Origin of the sequence: Mycobacterium sp. D16Q13, assembly GCF_002013375.1 — a bacterium.
Lineage (GTDB): Bacteria > Actinomycetota > Actinomycetes > Mycobacteriales > Mycobacteriaceae > Mycobacterium.
Genome location: NZ_MAEW01000010.1, coordinates 135178 through 149765, shown reverse-complemented (window position 1 = coordinate 149765; position 14588 = coordinate 135178). Strand labels below are relative to the sequence as shown.

General features: G+C 65.1%; 17 protein-coding genes and 1 tRNA gene. 9 read left to right on the top strand and 9 right to left on the bottom strand.

The window, feature by feature from the left end:
• Positions 1-90: 90 nt before the first annotated feature.
• On the top strand, positions 91-639 hold the full coding sequence (locus B4400_RS11735; RefSeq protein ID WP_078311226.1) for a putative glycolipid-binding domain-containing protein: 549 nt from the start codon (positions 91-93) through the stop codon (positions 637-639).
• Here the strand turns inward: B4400_RS11735 and B4400_RS11730 are convergent.
• On the bottom strand, positions 636-1595 hold the full coding sequence (locus tag B4400_RS11730; RefSeq protein WP_078311225.1) for a prephenate dehydrogenase: 960 nt from the start codon (positions 1593-1595) through the stop codon (positions 636-638). The two genes, B4400_RS11735 and B4400_RS11730, sit on opposite strands and share 4 nt — an antisense overlap.
• A gap of 71 nt (positions 1596-1666) precedes the next feature.
• Between B4400_RS11730 and B4400_RS11725 the strand changes: the two genes are divergently transcribed.
• Complete coding sequence (locus B4400_RS11725) at positions 1667-2197, top strand: tRNA adenosine deaminase-associated protein (protein WP_057967397.1); 531 nt, start codon at positions 1667-1669, stop codon at positions 2195-2197.
• Entirely contained in the window at positions 2194-2652 is a 459-nt protein-coding gene (locus B4400_RS11720; RefSeq protein WP_078311224.1) for a nucleoside deaminase, read from the top strand. Before B4400_RS11725 ends, B4400_RS11720 begins: the two co-directional genes overlap by 4 nt.
• A 59-nt stretch (positions 2653-2711) precedes the next feature.
• Here B4400_RS11720 and B4400_RS11715 read toward each other — a convergent pair whose 3' ends face one another.
• Together B4400_RS11715 and B4400_RS11710 are read right to left on the bottom strand one after the other, a co-directional pair.
• A complete protein-coding gene (locus B4400_RS11715) occupies positions 2712-3044 on the bottom strand; it encodes an Mtp family mycobacterial-type pilin (RefSeq protein ID WP_078311223.1) in 333 nt (110 codons plus the stop codon).
• A gap of 190 nt (positions 3045-3234) precedes the next feature.
• Complete coding sequence (locus tag B4400_RS11710; RefSeq protein WP_070951672.1) at positions 3235-3531, bottom strand: Mtp family mycobacterial-type pilin; 297 nt, start codon at positions 3529-3531, stop codon at positions 3235-3237.
• Between the two features lie 345 nt (positions 3532-3876).
• On the opposite strand from B4400_RS11710, the gene B4400_RS11705 reads away from it, so the two are divergent.
• Positions 3877-3967, top strand: a tRNA-Ser gene (locus B4400_RS11705).
• Here the strand turns inward: B4400_RS11705 and B4400_RS24905 are convergent.
• On the bottom strand, positions 3946-4479 hold the full coding sequence (locus B4400_RS24905) for an SRPBCC family protein (protein WP_286151289.1): 534 nt from the start codon (positions 4477-4479) through the stop codon (positions 3946-3948). The genes B4400_RS11705 and B4400_RS24905 overlap by 22 nt on opposite strands.
• A 72-nt stretch (positions 4480-4551) precedes the next feature.
• Positions 4552-5103, bottom strand: coding sequence for a DUF4334 domain-containing protein (locus B4400_RS11690; RefSeq protein ID WP_078311221.1), 552 nt, complete (start codon positions 5101-5103; stop codon positions 4552-4554).
• A 54-nt stretch (positions 5104-5157) separates the two neighbouring features.
• Between B4400_RS11690 and tgt the strand changes: the two genes are divergently transcribed.
• Positions 5158-6393: a tRNA guanosine(34) transglycosylase Tgt gene (tgt, locus tag B4400_RS11685; RefSeq protein ID WP_078311220.1), complete on the top strand. Its 1236-nt coding sequence runs from the start codon at positions 5158-5160 to the stop codon at positions 6391-6393.
• A 47-nt stretch (positions 6394-6440) separates the two neighbouring features.
• Complete coding sequence (locus tag B4400_RS11680) at positions 6441-7670, top strand: cytochrome P450 (protein ID WP_078311219.1); 1230 nt, start codon at positions 6441-6443, stop codon at positions 7668-7670.
• Here the strand turns inward: B4400_RS11680 and B4400_RS11675 are convergent.
• From B4400_RS11675 to B4400_RS11665, 3 genes are read right to left on the bottom strand one after another with little or no spacing between them, the layout of a single operon-like run.
• Positions 7667-9112, bottom strand: a complete 1446-nt coding sequence (locus tag B4400_RS11675; RefSeq protein WP_078311218.1) for an ABC transporter permease subunit — start codon at positions 9110-9112, stop codon at positions 7667-7669. The genes B4400_RS11680 and B4400_RS11675 overlap by 4 nt on opposite strands.
• A gap of 44 nt (positions 9113-9156) precedes the next feature.
• Complete coding sequence (gluQRS, locus tag B4400_RS11670) at positions 9157-10023, bottom strand: tRNA glutamyl-Q(34) synthetase GluQRS (RefSeq protein ID WP_078311217.1); 867 nt, start codon at positions 10021-10023, stop codon at positions 9157-9159.
• Positions 10020-11084 (bottom strand): ATP-dependent DNA ligase, encoded by a 1065-nt coding sequence (locus B4400_RS11665; protein WP_078311216.1) that lies wholly within the window; start codon positions 11082-11084, stop codon positions 10020-10022. The genes gluQRS and B4400_RS11665 overlap by 4 nt, the downstream gene beginning before the upstream one ends.
• Positions 11085-11102: 18 nt before the next feature.
• On the opposite strand from B4400_RS11665, the gene ligD reads away from it, so the two are divergent.
• Genes ligD through B4400_RS11650 form a run of 3 tightly spaced genes read left to right on the top strand, consistent with a single transcriptional unit; the run spans position 11103 to position 13893 of the window.
• Positions 11103-12131, top strand: coding sequence for a non-homologous end-joining DNA ligase (gene ligD, locus B4400_RS11660; protein WP_078311215.1), 1029 nt, complete (start codon positions 11103-11105; stop codon positions 12129-12131).
• A complete protein-coding gene (locus B4400_RS11655) occupies positions 12131-13390 on the top strand; it encodes a glycosyltransferase 87 family protein (protein WP_078311214.1) in 1260 nt (419 codons plus the stop codon). Before ligD ends, B4400_RS11655 begins: the two co-directional genes overlap by 1 nt.
• Complete coding sequence (locus B4400_RS11650) at positions 13387-13893, top strand: hypothetical protein (RefSeq protein ID WP_078311213.1); 507 nt, start codon at positions 13387-13389, stop codon at positions 13891-13893. Before B4400_RS11655 ends, B4400_RS11650 begins: the two co-directional genes overlap by 4 nt.
• Here the strand turns inward: B4400_RS11650 and lucA are convergent.
• Positions 13890-14573 carry a lipid uptake coordinator LucA gene (gene lucA, locus B4400_RS11645; protein WP_078311212.1) on the bottom strand — a complete coding sequence of 228 codons (684 nt, stop codon included), beginning with the start codon at positions 14571-14573 and terminating at the stop codon, positions 13890-13892. The two genes, B4400_RS11650 and lucA, sit on opposite strands and share 4 nt — an antisense overlap.
• Positions 14574-14588: the final 15 nt, after the last annotated feature.

Genomic DNA, 14588 nt, shown 5'->3' with positions numbered 1-14588 from the left:
GAAAGGGCTCACGGGGGCTCAATTTGCGCGGTCGCCTACGGTAGACGGGTGAGTAACCCCAGTCAGACTGACGCGGCGACCGGTCCTGCCGTGCTGACCTGGCGCGCCCATGACGCGTCGCGTATGGAATCCACCCGGGTCCAACTATCGGGCCGGCGCATCCGTGCGCATGGCCGTTTCGTGGCCGGCGCGTCCGACGCTCATCCCGCTTTCAGTGCCTCATACGACTTGGTGACCGACGAGACGGGCTCCACCAACCGCCTGTCGCTGTCGACCACCGTTGCCGAAAGGGAACGGCAGCTGTCCATCGCCCGGGACGAAGAGGGCATGTGGACCGTGCAGAACCATGAGGGCGCGACGCGTTCCTCCTTCGACGGGGCTCTGGACGTCGACGTGGTGTTCAGCCCCTTCTTCAACGCGCTGCCAATCCGCCGGACCGGCCTTTACCAGCAGGAAGGCAGCGCGGTGCTGCCCGTTGTCTACGTGACCCTCCCGGATTTGGTCGTCAGCCCGGCCACCATTAGCTACCGCAACGACGGCAAGGGCATCAAGGTGGTTTCGCCGGTCGCCGACACCACCGTCACCGTCGATGACGAGGGATTCCTGCTGGAATACCCCGGTTTGGCTCTCCGGATCTAGGGCACGGTCCGCAGCACACCGCCCTGCCGCCCGGCCTCGGCCAGTTGCTCGCGCCAAGGAGGGTCCTCCCGGCTGATGCCGGTGATGTCGAATCGTTCGTGTGCCTCATACCGCTGCCGTGCGGCGTGGCCGGCCTCTACCAGCAGCTCCACGGAGCTCTCCGCGTTCAGGGTGTTCCACGTCGCCGCGAGTAGCGCCATGGCCTCTTCCAGGGCCGGCAGCACACCATGCGGATTGGATTCGCACATGGCGCGCACCAGCGACGGATCGGTGGCGGCCACCCGGGTGCCGTCCCGGAACGATCCGGCGGCCAGGGAGTACGCCAGGGGGATCCCGTCGGCGGTGACGGCCAGGGCCTCGGCGAGCAGGTGGGGCAGATGCGAGATGGCCGCCGCGGCGGCGTCGTGCTCGTCCGAGCGTGCCGGGACGACGACGGATCCGCAGTCCAGGGCCAGCCGCGTTACTTGAGCGAACACCAGTGGATCGACCTCGTCGTCGACACTGACGACCCAGGTCGCGTCGCGGAAGAGCTTGGCGTCACCGGCGTCCCACCCTGACTCCGTGGTGCCCGCCATGGGATGGCCACCGACGAATCGTTGCGCCAGTCCGTGCTGGGACACCTGTTGTAGGACAGCTGATTTCACGCTGGTGACGTCGGTGAGCGGGCATTCGGGGGCCAGCTCCGCGATGCGCGTCAGGAGCGCGGGCAGGGCTGGGACCGGTACCGCGAGCACGATGAGGGCCCTGGCGTTGCGGGCGCGCCGCAACGCCAGATCCAGGTCGGCGGTGGCGTCGAAACCGGCCGCCCGTGCGGCGTCTGTGCCCTCCGCGGAACGGTTGTATCCCCAGACGTGCCGCCCTGCGGCGGTGGCCGCGCGGACCAGAGAGCCGCCGATGAGCCCGAGGCCAAGTACGCAGATCGGGGGGCGTTGGTGGTCGTGTTCGGCGGCGTTCATCCCATCAGGTTGGCACACGTGACCAAGTTGTTTGTGGTCACAACACGGGGTGGGGCACTACCGTATTGCCCATGGACGCACAACGTGCCAAGGCCGCAGGGCCCAGCGCCGAAAGCCTGGAGGGCTTCGGCGTGGCCGTCGTTCGTGAAGAGGGCCGCTGGCGGGTGACATCGTTGAAGGCTGGAGCGCTCACCGATTTGGCGGCAGCCGAAACCGAGCTACGCGAATTGCGCAGCGCTGGTGCCGTGTTCGGCCTGCTGGATGTGGATGAGGAGTTCTTCATCATTATCCGCCCGGCACCTGCGGGAACGCATCTGCTGCTTTCCGACGCCACGGCGGCCATCGACTACGACATCGCCGCCGAGGTGTTAGAGCGGCTGAATATTCCTGTCCCGGAGCTCGATTCCGATGAGCTGGACGAGGTCGATCCGTGGGAGGAAGGCGATCTGGGCCTGCTCTCCGATATCGGGCTGCCCGAGCCGGTACTCAGCGTGATCCTCAGTGAGACGGATCTCTATCCCGATGAGCAACTCGGGATGATCGCGGCGCGCATGGGCTTCGCCGACGAGTTCGGTGCGGTGCTCGACAAGCTAGATCGGTGACGTTTCCGGATGACGAGGCGCTGATTCGCGCGGCGCTGGTGGCCGCCGGGGAGGCTGGTGCCGACGACGTGCCGATCGGTGCGGTGATCTATGCCGCAGACGGAACAGAGCTGGCCCGCACCGCCAATGCTCGTGAACGCCTGGGTGATCCGACGGCACATGCCGAAGTTCTCGCGTTGCGCGAGGCCGCCGCGAAGCATGGTGACGGCTGGCGGCTGGAGGGGACGACGCTGGCGGTGACCGTCGAGCCATGCACCATGTGCGCCGGTGCGTTAGTGCTTGCGCGGGTTGGCCGGGTGGTCTTCGGGGCCTGGGAACCCAAGACCGGAGCGGTGGGATCGCTGTGGGATGTGGTGCGGGACCGTCGGCAGGTGCACCGCCCGGAGGTGCGCGGCGGCGTGCTTGCCGACGAGTGTGCAGCCCTGCTCGAGAGCTTCTTCGCGGCGAAAAGGTAAGTGGCCCGCCCGGCGCTGATGAGTCGGGGTCGCACGCCGGACGGGCCGATTCAGGAGGTTTAGCGGTGCCAGTCGTTGCCGGGTCCACGGTCGGGACCGCGATCGGGTCCACGGTCGGGTCCGCGGTTGTCACCCGGGCCGGGGCCGTTGTTGCGCCAGCGGCCGTCGTCGCCGCGCCAGTCGCCAGGACGGTCGCGGTCGAGGATGCCGTCGGCGTGGCATTCGCCCCAGTTCATGTTGAAGCCCCAGATCGGATTCCAGAACTCGCCGGGACACCAGTGATACGTGGGCGCCGGAAGCTCTGGAGCCGGGGCGGCATTGGCGGTCGCGGCGAGGCCGAGCCCGCCTGCGGCTATGGCTGCGGAAGCGGCAAGTCCAACGAGAATTTTCATAAAGAAAGCAAAGCATTCTTTGCTGGCAATCAACGTGCGCTATGCGTACAGTGAGCTGTAAACCTGCTGTCAGTCAAGATATTTCGTATGGATCTTATTGCCCACCCATTGCGTTGTGGCGGTGCAAGGCAAACAACCCCACCCACTGGAGCGAGTCCGGCGGGCGGGGTTGCTTCTCGATGACGTTGGGCTAGGGCCTCCAGTCGCGATCGTGGCCATGCCCCCAGTCGCCGCGGTCATGGTCATGCCAGTCGCCACGATCGCCGCGCCAGTCGCGGTCGTGCCAGTCTCCGTCGCGGTCGCGATGCCAGTCGTCGTGGCATTCGCCGAATTCCCAGTTGAATCCCCAGATCGGATTCCAGAACTCGCCCGGGCACCAGTGGTAGTTGGGGGCTGGGAGCGCCGGTGCCGCGTCGGCCGTCGCCGCGAGGCCGAGCGTGCTCGCGGCGATGGCCGCGGATGCTGCGATTCCTACAAGAATTTTCATTGGTCAGGGCCTTCCCATCGTGATGGTGTCGATCTCCTCGTGCCGGTCTCGCTGATGGCCCGGCGGCGTCCGCCCGCCCCGAGAGGCGGATATCGCGATGCCAACGAGAACCTGCACAAGCAAGATGGAAGGCCACTTTCCTTGGAGCCACGCCGCTGATTTCGTACAGCACGCTGGGAGTTTCCTGCCAGCCATGCGACTTCACGCATATGGCTGGCGCGTTGCTAACGCCGCCGGGTGATAACGCGATATAGCGCTTTCGCTTGCGGCGGCAGCCGCGCCTGTCGCCGGTGGCCGGGTCAACCGATTGGGGGATCGGGCCGGCCTGCCTGTAGTCTCTTCGGCGGTGGCGTGTCCGAGCGGCCTAAGGAGCACGCCTCGAAAGCGTGTGACGGGTAACCCCCGTCCGAGGGTTCAAATCCCTCCGCCACCGCCATTACCCTCTGACTGTTGACGCAGTTTGGGGGTATTTTCTTGCTCGCCGCGTGGAGCCGCTTGACCGGCGGCGGTGCCCTTGCCCGGTATCCGGTAGCGGTCCGCCAGCCGTTCACCGAGCAGGTGTGCGGATCGCGCCGTGCTCTCGGTCACGATGCGCATCAGCACCTTCTCGGAGTGATCGTTGATGTCGACCCCTTCCAGATACGTCGTGAGAGTGGTCGCGCCATTCTCGGCGGTGAGGCGGTGGCTGATGGTCCAGCGGGCGGATTCGCCTTCTCGTACCGCGCCGACGAACTGCACAGAGAGCAGCGCACCCGGATCCGCGGCGACGACTGTGCAGTCGCCGGTGCCGAGTAGCCGAGTGCCCAGGATGGCTGGGTGGGTGATGCGGTACTCGCAACCGACCTCGGGCCGAAACCCGGTGGTGTGTAGCGACCACAGATCGGGATCGACCATCACACCCCACACGTGCAGCGGTGTATAGGCGAAAGACCGCTCGAACAAGATCATTTCAGCGCCCTCACCGAGGCAGCTTAGACGCGATCAGGCCGCGAGGACTCCTAGGCGATGGGGCAACCGCGTTCAGTCTCGGCGCAACGTGAAGAAGTACGGCTGCTCCATGTCCCGCAGGTCCATGATGCCCAGCAGCGTGGCGTCGTCGACCTTGCGGAAGTGGTCGATGATCGCCTTGTGGTCGTAGACCATGGCCGCACTGACGGCGCCGCGGAACTCGATGTTGCGCAGCCGCGCGCGGTGCTTGTTGGTCCTGATCAGTGGCTTGAGCGCGGACAACGCTGTCGGCGAGGTCCGCTTGACCATCGGGGACTCGGTCAGGCCGCTGATCCGGCCCGCGAGCCCCATCGGTGCCAGCATCGGATCCACCGCGAAGATGTCGCCACCACCATCGCTGAACAGCAGCGGATGCACGTGGTCCAGGTCGTCGAACTGCTTGCCGTACCAGCCCGACACGGTCAGGATGCCGTCCATCGAATGCCCAGTGGGCACCTCACCGCCATGCCAGCGCTGGCCGATCAATTCCTCTGATCGCACGGGTGCCAGATTGTCGAAGAAAGCCAGGGCTTCTGGGGTGGTGGTGCCATGCTCCAGCGCGAGAAGATCCGACGTCGTTGTCATGGCCTTGAGCCTACGACCCAGGGGTACGACCCGCCCAGGGCAAAATAACCCCCGATGACTGATCAGTACTTCGCCGTCGACGCCACCCTGCCCGGAACCGCGGGCCGGGCCGGGGTGATCCACACCCCGCACGGTGACATCCAGACCCCGGCCTTCATTGCCGTCGGAACCAAGGCCACGGTCAAGGCGGTGCTGCCGGAAACCATGGCCGCGCTCGGAGCCCAGGCCGTGCTCGCCAACGCCTACCACCTGTACCTGCAGCCCGGCCCCGACATCGTGGACGAGGCCGGGGGGCTTGGGGCGTTCATGAACTGGCCGGGCCCGACGTTCACGGACAGCGGCGGGTTTCAGGTGCTCTCGCTCGGGTCGGGGGCGCGCAAGGTCATGGCGATGGACGTCGACCGGGCCCGCTCCGACGATGTCCTGGGTGCCCTGGGCACCGGGGCGAAGAAGGACAAGCTCGCGCATGTCGATGACGACGGTGTCACGTTCACGTCGCACCTGGACGGGTCCGCGCATAGGTTCACCCCCGAGGTGTCCATGCAGATTCAGCATCAGTTGGGTGCCGACATCATCTTTGCCTTCGACGAGCTCACCACGCTGATCAACACCCGTGAATATCAAGAAGATTCGGTACAGCGCACCCACGAGTGGGCGCAGCGGTGCCTGGACGAACACGAGAAGCTGACGCGCGAGCGTGCCAACAAGCCCTACCAGGCATTGTTCGGCGTGGTGCAGGGCGCACAGTACGAGGATCTGCGGCGTCAGGCCGCACGTGGGTTGGAATCGCTTGTCAGCGAAGAAGGCCGAGGCTTCGATGGCTACGGGATCGGTGGCGCGCTGGAGAAGCAGAATCTCGGCACCATCGTCAGCTGGGTGACATCCGAACTGCCCGAACACAAACCGCGTCACCTGCTCGGAATCAGCGAGCCCGACGATCTCTTCGCCGCGGTGGCCGCGGGGGCGGACACCTTCGACTGTGTGTCTCCGTCACGCGTCGCGCGTAACGCCGCCGTCTATACCCGCGACGGCCGGGTGAACATCACCGGGGCCAGGTACCGCCGGGACTTCACCCCGATCGACGCCGAGTGCGACTGCTACACCTGTACGCACTACACACGGGCCTATATGCACCACCTGTTCAAGGCCAAGGAGATGTTGGGCTCCACCTTGGCCACCATCCACAATGAGCGATTCACCATCGGACTGGTGGACCGCATCCGCGCCAGCATCGTGGACGGCCGATTCGCCGAGCTGCGCGAAGAGACCCTGGGCCGCTACTACAGCTGAGCCAAAAAGCTCAGGCACATCTCAGAATTCCGGCGCACACTGGACACATGCCTACTACGACTGACCCGGGCACCCTGTTGCTTCAGGTGCTCGACCCGGCCAATCGTGCGAATCCCTACCCGGTCTACAGCCAGCTGGTCGAGCAGACGCAGGCCGGTCCGGTGCACCCGCCGGGTATGGACGTCAGTGTGCTGGCCACCTTCGCGGACTGCAATGCCGTGCTGCGCCACCCACAGGCGTCCTCGGATCGTCGCAAGTCGAAGATCGTCCAGCGACAGCTTGCACAGAATCCCAACCTGATCGCCAGGCCCTCGTTCCTGGGGCTGGATGCCCCCGACCACACCCGGTTGCGCAAGCTGGCGTCGAAGGCATTCGCACCCAAGGTGATCAACGCGATGGCCGACGATATCCAGGCCCTCGTGGACCGGCTTCTGGACGACATCGCCCTGTATGACACCTTCAACCTGGTCACGGATTTCGCCTATCCGCTGCCTGTCGCGGTAATCTGCCGAATGCTTGGGGTGCCGATCGAAGACGAGCCTGAATTCGGCAGGGCCTCAGCGCTGCTCGCGCAGGGGTTGGACCCGGTTTTCGCGTTGACCGGTCAGGCGCCTGCCAATATGGACGCACGATTCCAGGCGGCCCATTGGATGTGGGACTACTTCGCCCGCCTCATCGCGGCCCGCCGGCGCAACCTCGGTGACGATCTGCTGTCCGCGCTGATCCAGGTGGAGGAGGCCGGCGATCAGCTCACCGAGGAAGAAATCATCTCCACCTGCACGCTGCTGCTCATCGCCGGACACGAGACCACGGTCAATCTGATCGCCAACGCGTCATTGGCCATGCTGCAGACGCCGACACAGTGGAAACTGCTGGGGCAGAACGCTGATCGAGCGCCTGCGGTCATCGAGGAGACGCTGCGCTATGACCCGCCCGTGCATATGGTGGCCCGGGTCGCCGACGGCGACATGACCATTCGCGACTTCACCTTGCCCGACGGCGAGTGGGTGTTGTTGATGCTTGCTGCCGCGCAACGCGATCCGGAGATCGGCCCGGATCTGGATGTCTTCGATCCCGATCGCGCGGAGATCAAGCACCTTGCGTTCGGACACGGACCACACTTCTGCTTGGGTGCTCCGCTGGCCCGATTGGAGGCCAAGCTGGCGTTGAGCTCGATCACGGCGCGGTTCCCTGATGCGTGGTTGATCGGTGAACCCAGCTACAAGCCCCATGTCACGCTGCGCGGGCTCGCCGATCTTCCGGTGCGTATCGCCTAGCGCGCAACCGACTTGGCCAAGCGTTCCTCCAGCCTGTCCTGTACCACCGACATCGCCATGCAGACGATCCAGTAGTAGACGCCGGCGGTGACGTAGAGCGTGAAGAACTGAAAGGTCGGCGCGGCGGCGACCTGTGCCGTGCGCATGACGTCGGTCACCAGAATCGCCGACGCCAGTGAGGTGTCCTTCACCAGCGAGATCAACGTGTTGGACAACGGGGGTACCGCGACACGATTGGCTTGCGGAATGACGATGCGCCACAACGTGGTGCTGTAACTCATGCCCAGGCTTGAGGCGGCCTCCCACTGTCCACGGGGGATGCTCAGGATGGACGAGCGGATGATTTCGGCGGCATAGCCGCCGACGTTGAGGCTGAACGCGATGACCGCGGCCGGAAATGGACTGATCTTCAGTCCGAATTCGGGCAGGGCGAAGAAGATAAGAAACAGCTGAAGCAGCAGTGGTGTGCCACGGATGATCGAGATGTAGAGCCGGGCCAGGCCGGAGAGCACGCGCCGATGGGACATACGGGCCAGCGCCACTCCGAGGGCGATGACCAGCCCAATCGTGAAGCTGATGGCGGTCAGCGGAAGGGTGACCGTGAGCATGGCGCGGGCCATCGGCCACAGATTGTCCAGAACCAGCCGGGTGTTGGGCCTTCCCGGGCCGGAATTCCCCTGGCCCGCTTGTGGTTTCTGGGCGCCGCTGGCATCGGCCTTGAGGTACTTCTCGGAGATGCGGGTCAACGTGCCGTCGGCCGACAGCTGATCCAGCGCCTTGTCCAGCTCGGGCAGCAGACCGCTGTTCTTCCGGGCCGCGAACCCCTGCTCACTGCGTTCACCGGTGGTCCCCGCGATTTTCACCGCCGGGTCTCCGGTGCTGGCCAAGTAGGCGTAGACGGCGATGCTGTCGTTGATGACGACATCGACCCTGCCCTGGCTCAGCAGCGTGATGGATTGAGTAAAGCCCTCGACGGTCTCCACGCGGGCTCCGGCGTCGCGGGCGATCTGCGACCAGTTGCTTGTCGCATTCTCGGCGGCCACCTTGCCGCGGACATCTGCCAGCGTGTGAATGGTGTGGTCGTCGGCCCGGGTGACAATCACGCCCTCGCCCACCGCATACGGCGTGGAAAGGTCGTACTTGGCCTTACGCTCCGGGGTGATCGTCACCTGGTTGGCGACGACGTCGAATCGCTCGGCGTCCAATCCGGCAAAGATCGCGTCCCACGGGATCTCGACGAACTCCACCGGACGGCCCAGTTTCTCGCCGACAGCGCGAGCCACATCCACGTCATATCCGGTCAGCTCTCCGGTGCGCTCATCATGGAAACTGAAGGGCGCATAAACCCCCTCGGTGCCAACCCGCAGCGTTTCCTGTGCCGGGCCCCCGCAACCGGCTACTGCCAGTAGTGCCAGAAGTGCGAGCGCGACGGCACGAAACACCGCGGGAGGCTAACACGAATTCGTGCCAACCAGGCTGCTTCGGATCAGCCCGGGTATATCCACGGGTCGCGCGGGATGCGCTCCGCGCCGAACTGGCCCAGCAGGTCGGCGGCGTCCGCGGCCGTGTATCCGAGCGATTCGCATATCAAGCCGAATGCCCGCTGGGCACCCAGATCGGCGATGGTCACCGCACCATCGCGTTTGGCCAGTCGTGCGCCCGCCGTATTGAGAACCAGCGGGACATGGGCGTACGTGGGCACCGGGTAACCCAGCAGCGCGCCAAGGTAGGCCTGTCTGGGCGCGGAGGCCAGTAGATCGTCGCCGCGTACCACCTGGTCGACGCCCTGTGCGTGATCGTCGACCACCACTGCGACGTTGTAGGCGGTCACACCGTCACCGCGGCGCACTACGAAATCGTCGACCAGGCCGGTGTATTCACCGTGCCATGTGTCCGACACGGTGACGGTGGAGTTCTCCGTTCGCAGCCGCAGCGCGGGCGGGCGTTCGGCACGGCGCTGCGCGCGCTGCGACTCCGACAGTTCTCGGCAGGTGCCCGGATAAGCACCCGGCGGTCCATGCGGCGCCGTCGGCGCTTGGGCGATATCTCTTCTGCTGCAATAGCATTCGTAGAGCAGGCCGCGAGAGTCCAGCGAGTCGAGAACCTCGCGGTAGGCACTGGTCCGATTGGTCTGCCACACCACGGGTGCATCCCACTCCAGGCCGATCGCGGCGAGGTCGGCCAGCTGGCGTTCCGCTACGACGGTGCTGGTGCGAATATCCAGGTCTTCCACCCGCATGAGGAACCTGCGGCCGGTCGAGCGTGCCATCAGCCATGCCAACAACGCGGTGCGCAGGTTGCCTATGTGCAGGTCACCCGATGGACTCGGCGCGAATCGCCCGGCACCGGTCACACCAGGCCCGGAACAATATTGTTGAGGCTGAACGCGATTGGCCGTTCGAGTTGGTCGTAGGTGCAGGAATGTGGATCGCGATCCGGGCGCCAGCGATTGAATTGCGCGGTGTGGCGAAACCGCACACCCTCCATATGGTCGTAGCGGACCTCCACTACCCGCTCCGGACGTAACGCCACAAACGACAGGTCCTTGCCGGCATTCCAGCGAGAGCCCGCGTTCTTCTGCGGAGTGCGTTCACCGGCCTGGTGAGCCGCCCAGTTCCAGGGGTGATCCTCGAGGGAGGTGACCAGCGGTTGCAGCTCCTGGAAGAGTCGCTTGCGCTCGGCCATGGGGAACGCGCCGATCACGCCGACCGAAGCCAACGCACCATCGTGCTGATACAGGCCGAGCAGCAGTGACCCAATGGCATCATCGCCCGACTTATGCACCCGATACCCGGCCACGACGCAATCGGCGGTCCGCTCGGGTTTGATCTTGAACATCACGCGCTTGTCGGGCTGGTACGCGATGGTCAGCGGCTTCGCGATGAGACCGTCGGTACCGGCACCCTCGAACTCCTCGAACCAGCGTTGTGCCAGGACCTGGTCGGTGGTGGCGGGGGTGAGATGAACGGACGTCCCGGCCCCAGACAGTGCCTGCGTCAGGGCCGAACGGCGCTCGCTGAAAGGTCGCCCGGTGTAGTCCTCGTCGCCCAGCGCGAGCAGATCGAAAGCGATGAAGGAGGCGGGCGTCTGCTCGGCCAGCAGCCGCACCCGGGAATCCGCGGGGTGAATCCGCTGCTGGAGCGCCTCGAAGTCCAGCCCGGACTCGGTGGCGATCACGATCTCGCCGTCGACCACGCAGCGCTCGGGCAGCTCAGCCAGTACCGCCGTCACCAGTTCGGGGAAGTACCGGGTCAGCGGCTTTTCGTTGCGACTGCCCAGTTCCACCTCGTTGCCATCACGAAAGACGATCGACCTAAACCCGTCCCACTTGGGCTCGTACGACGCGTCGCCCGGGATTTTTGCGACAGGTTTGGCAAGCATTGGGGCGATTGGAGGCATGACGGGCAGGTCCATTCCCATATGATGACGGTAATGCCCACGCCCGCCGAGGAACTGGATGTCGACGGTATCGCCGTCCGGCTGAGCAACCCTGACAAGGTGTATTTCCCCCAGTTGGGCCCCGATGGCGGCACCAAGCGTCACCTCGCCGAGTACTACCGGACCGTGGCACTCGGCCCGATGATGAACGCGGTGCGCGACCGCCCCACCCACCTGCAGCGTTTTCCCGACGGCATCGACGGCGAGGAGATCTACCAAAAGCGGCTGCCCAAGCACTATCGCGATTATTTGGACAGCTGCGAGGTGACTTTTCCCTCGGGTCGCACCGCCGAGGTCCTGCGGGTGACCAAGCCCGCCGCGATCGTGTGGGCAGCGCAGATGGGCACAGTGACGCTGCATCCGTGGCAGGTGCGATATCCCGATCTGGATCACCCCGATGAGCTGCGCATCGATCTGGACCCGCAGCCGGGGACCGGATTCGACGAAGCCAAGTCGGTGGCACTCGACGTGCTGCGCCCACTGCTTGACGAGCTGGGGTTCGTTGCCTACCCGAAGACCTCCGGGGGCCGCGGCATCCACATCTATCTGCGCATCGAAACCCAATGGGATTTCATCGAGGTGCGTCGTGCCGGTATCGCGCTGGCCCGCGAGGTGGAACGTCGTGCACCCAAGCAGGTGACCACGTCGTGGTGGAAGGAAGAACGCGGCGAGCGCATCTTCATCGATTTCAATCAGAACGCGCGCGATCGCACCATGGCATCGGCCTATTCGGTGCGGCGAACGCCGATCGCCACCGTTTCCACCCCGTTGACGTGGGAAGAGCTGGTCGACGCCGAGCCCGACGACTTCACCATCGCGACCGTGCCCAATTTGCTCCGGAAACGTCCAGACCCCATGGCCGATATGGACGATGCGCCGCAATCGATCGAGCCGCTGCTTGAGATGGTAGAACGGGACGAGGCGGATGGACTCGGCGATATGCCCTATCCGCCGAACTACCCGAAGATGCCGGGCGAGCCGAAACGCGTTCAGCCATCCCGGGATACCGATAGGAAGCAGTAGTGACGGTCCGCAGTATGTCGTGGCGGGCAGCCGGCGCATGGCTCGCGGCCGGGGTCGTGGCCGTGCTGGTGCAGCATTGGCTCATTCCGCTGAATGCCCCCAACAGCTTCGGATTATTCAGCAACGGTGGCGATCTGATGACCTACCGGTTCGGCGGTCTGCGGGTTCTGCACGGTGAGCCGTTGTATGCCACGGAGATTCCGGACGCGGGGTGGTTCACGTATACGCCCTTCGCGGGGTTGCTTTTCGCCCCATTGGGTTTCGTTCCGCTGGGGGTGGCCAAGGTCATCTGGTTCCTGGTGAATCTGGGAGCGCTCTTCGCCATTATCTGGCGATGCTGGCGGGTTTCCGGATTCTCGGCGGATGGTCGCCTGGTCGTCGCGTGTGTGGGAATGAACTTGGTGGCCTGGGATATTCAGCCGATCCATGGAACGTTATGGCAAGGGCAGGTCAATCTCGTGCTGGCCGCGCTCATCATCTGGGACCTCACCCGGCCCGAGGGCGCACGGTGGCGCGGCTGGTCGGTGGGTGTTGCTTCGGGGGTCAAACTCACGGCGATCATCTTCGTTCCGTACCTGGTGATTTCCCGTCAGTGGCGGGCCGCGGTGACGGCGATGGTGACGGCGGTGGGCACCGTGGCGCTGGGATGGATTCTGCTGCCCTCTGATTCGTCCGACTACTGGCTGGGTGCCGTGCGTACCACCGGACATATCGGCTCACTGGACCATCCGGCCAACGCGTCGATCGGTGGCGCGTTATCGAATATCTATGCACCACAACCCATGCCAACGTGGCTGTGGGTTCTTCTCGCGGGTGGGGCCGCGCTGCTGGGGATGGCCGCCGCACGGCGGGCCCACCGGAATGGCCGGGAGCTGCTGGCGGTCACCGTGGTGGGAATGGTCGGCTGTGTTGTCTCCCCGCTGGCGTGGGGACATCACTGGGTGTGGACGGTGCCGCTGATGGTGTTGTTGGTCAACCAGGTTCTGATCACTCGTGGTGCTCAGCGGGGGCAGTGGATCGCGATGACGGCCATCGCCGCAGTGACCGTGTCCATGTGGTGGTACTGGGTGCTGTACGTCCGCGCTATGCGGATAGACCCCGATTTCGGCTCCTACATCACCGCGTGGGACGCCGTGATCGCGCAGATGTCGCGTGCGGAAAGGGTCTTCGACTCGGCCATCTATCCGTTGCTGTTCTTTGCGATGGCGATCTGGATACTCGCAACCACATCGCGGCGCGCCGGTACCGTGCAGGAATGAAGCGGTGGGCGGCGACCTGTGTCATTGCGCTGCTCGCGGTGGGCGGCTGCTCGTCATGGAACGAGCCCGATTCCACCCAGGCCTCCTACACGCCGCAAAAGACCGGAGCATCGCCAATTCGCTACGACTCCGGACCGTTGGAGCAGCGATTCTCCAAGCTCCCGAAACCGGTGACCGGTGAATGGGTGCAGGGCTTCTTCGGTGACCAGCCCCTGCCCGGTCCGAATACCACGTACTGGGTCGACGCGATCATCGAAATGCCGCCGCAACAGCTGTCCGCGTACATCGCGCCCTTCCGCTCCAGCATGGTGCTCGCTACCAGACCGCGTCTGTGGAAGACACTCGATACGGGTGTGCCCTCCTCCGCGCAGTTCGAACGCAGCGACGAACTCGACCGGATGCTGTCCACCAATACCGCGAAGGGCGGGTGGGATGTCAAGGCCTTCGCGCCCAAGGACGGTTCGGTGCTTGTCTTGTCCGCTCAGGGTAAGGACGTGACCTAGGACTTGCGGGTGCGACGGTTCCGCAGGCCGCGCGCCGGCTCGAGGGATTCGTTGTCCTCGATGTCTGGGGCGGCTTTGGTGTCCTCTGCGGTTTCATCGACAGGCGGCTCCACTGCCTCGGACTCCTCAGACTCCTCGATCAGGGTCTCGTCGGCTGCCTTGGTCTCGTCGGTGCCTGTGCTGGGTTCCGCGACCTCGGTGGCTTTTTTCTTGGCGGGACGAGGCGTGCGTTCCTTTTCTGGGGCCTCGGCCACGAATGCCAGGTGATACGCCGCGAAGGCCAGTATTCCGATGGCCGCTGCCGCGCCGTATACCCCGAATTCCCAGATGCCGAATCGGTCCAGGTTCAGCCAGACCTCGGCGATCGCCGTTCCTACGATGAGGGCGCCGGCAAGGAAATGGCCGGTGAAGGCGGCCGCGCGCAGCGTGAGCGCCAGCTGTGGCGTCGCGAACTCGGGCTGACGAGTCCGCCGCCAGGAGAGCAGGGCCGGGACACCGGCCGCCGCCAGCAGTAGGCCCGTGAGGATGCGCAGCCCGGTACCGAAGGCGTGGCTGGTGGCCCAGTTCAGTTCGGGCCAGCGGGGCAGCACGAAGAAGAAAAAAAGCAGTCCCGCGATCAAGGAGAGAGCGGCATGGCTGCTGGTCAGAACGATGGTCGCCGTCCGGCGTCCGGCAGCCATTGCCCTCCTTGATGC

Coding starts and splice junctions, on each gene's coding strand:
- B4400_RS11710 (WP_070951672.1), bottom strand. CDS start 3,531: ATGAAAATTCTTGTAGGAATCGCAGCATCCGCGGCCATCGCCGCGAGC.
- B4400_RS11690 (WP_078311221.1), bottom strand. CDS start 5,103: ATGACAACGACGTCGGATCTTCTCGCGCTGGAGCATGGCACCACCACC.
- ligD (WP_078311215.1), top strand. CDS start 11,103: ATGCCCACGCCCGCCGAGGAACTGGATGTCGACGGTATCGCCGTCCGG.
- B4400_RS11715 (WP_078311223.1), bottom strand. CDS start 3,044: ATGAAAATTCTCGTTGGACTTGCCGCTTCCGCAGCCATAGCCGCAGGC.
- B4400_RS11680 (WP_078311219.1), top strand. CDS start 6,441: ATGCCTACTACGACTGACCCGGGCACCCTGTTGCTTCAGGTGCTCGAC.
- B4400_RS24905 (WP_286151289.1), bottom strand. CDS start 4,479: ATGATCTTGTTCGAGCGGTCTTTCGCCTATACACCGCTGCACGTGTGG.
- B4400_RS11650 (WP_078311213.1), top strand. CDS start 13,387: ATGAAGCGGTGGGCGGCGACCTGTGTCATTGCGCTGCTCGCGGTGGGC.
- tgt (WP_078311220.1), top strand. CDS start 5,158: ATGACTGATCAGTACTTCGCCGTCGACGCCACCCTGCCCGGAACCGCG.
- lucA (WP_078311212.1), bottom strand. CDS start 14,573: ATGGCTGCCGGACGCCGGACGGCGACCATCGTTCTGACCAGCAGCCAT.
- B4400_RS11665 (WP_078311216.1), bottom strand. CDS start 11,084: ATGGACCTGCCCGTCATGCCTCCAATCGCCCCAATGCTTGCCAAACCT.
- B4400_RS11730 (WP_078311225.1), bottom strand. CDS start 1,595: ATGAACGCCGCCGAACACGACCACCAACGCCCCCCGATCTGCGTACTT.
- B4400_RS11725 (WP_057967397.1), top strand. CDS start 1,667: ATGGACGCACAACGTGCCAAGGCCGCAGGGCCCAGCGCCGAAAGCCTG.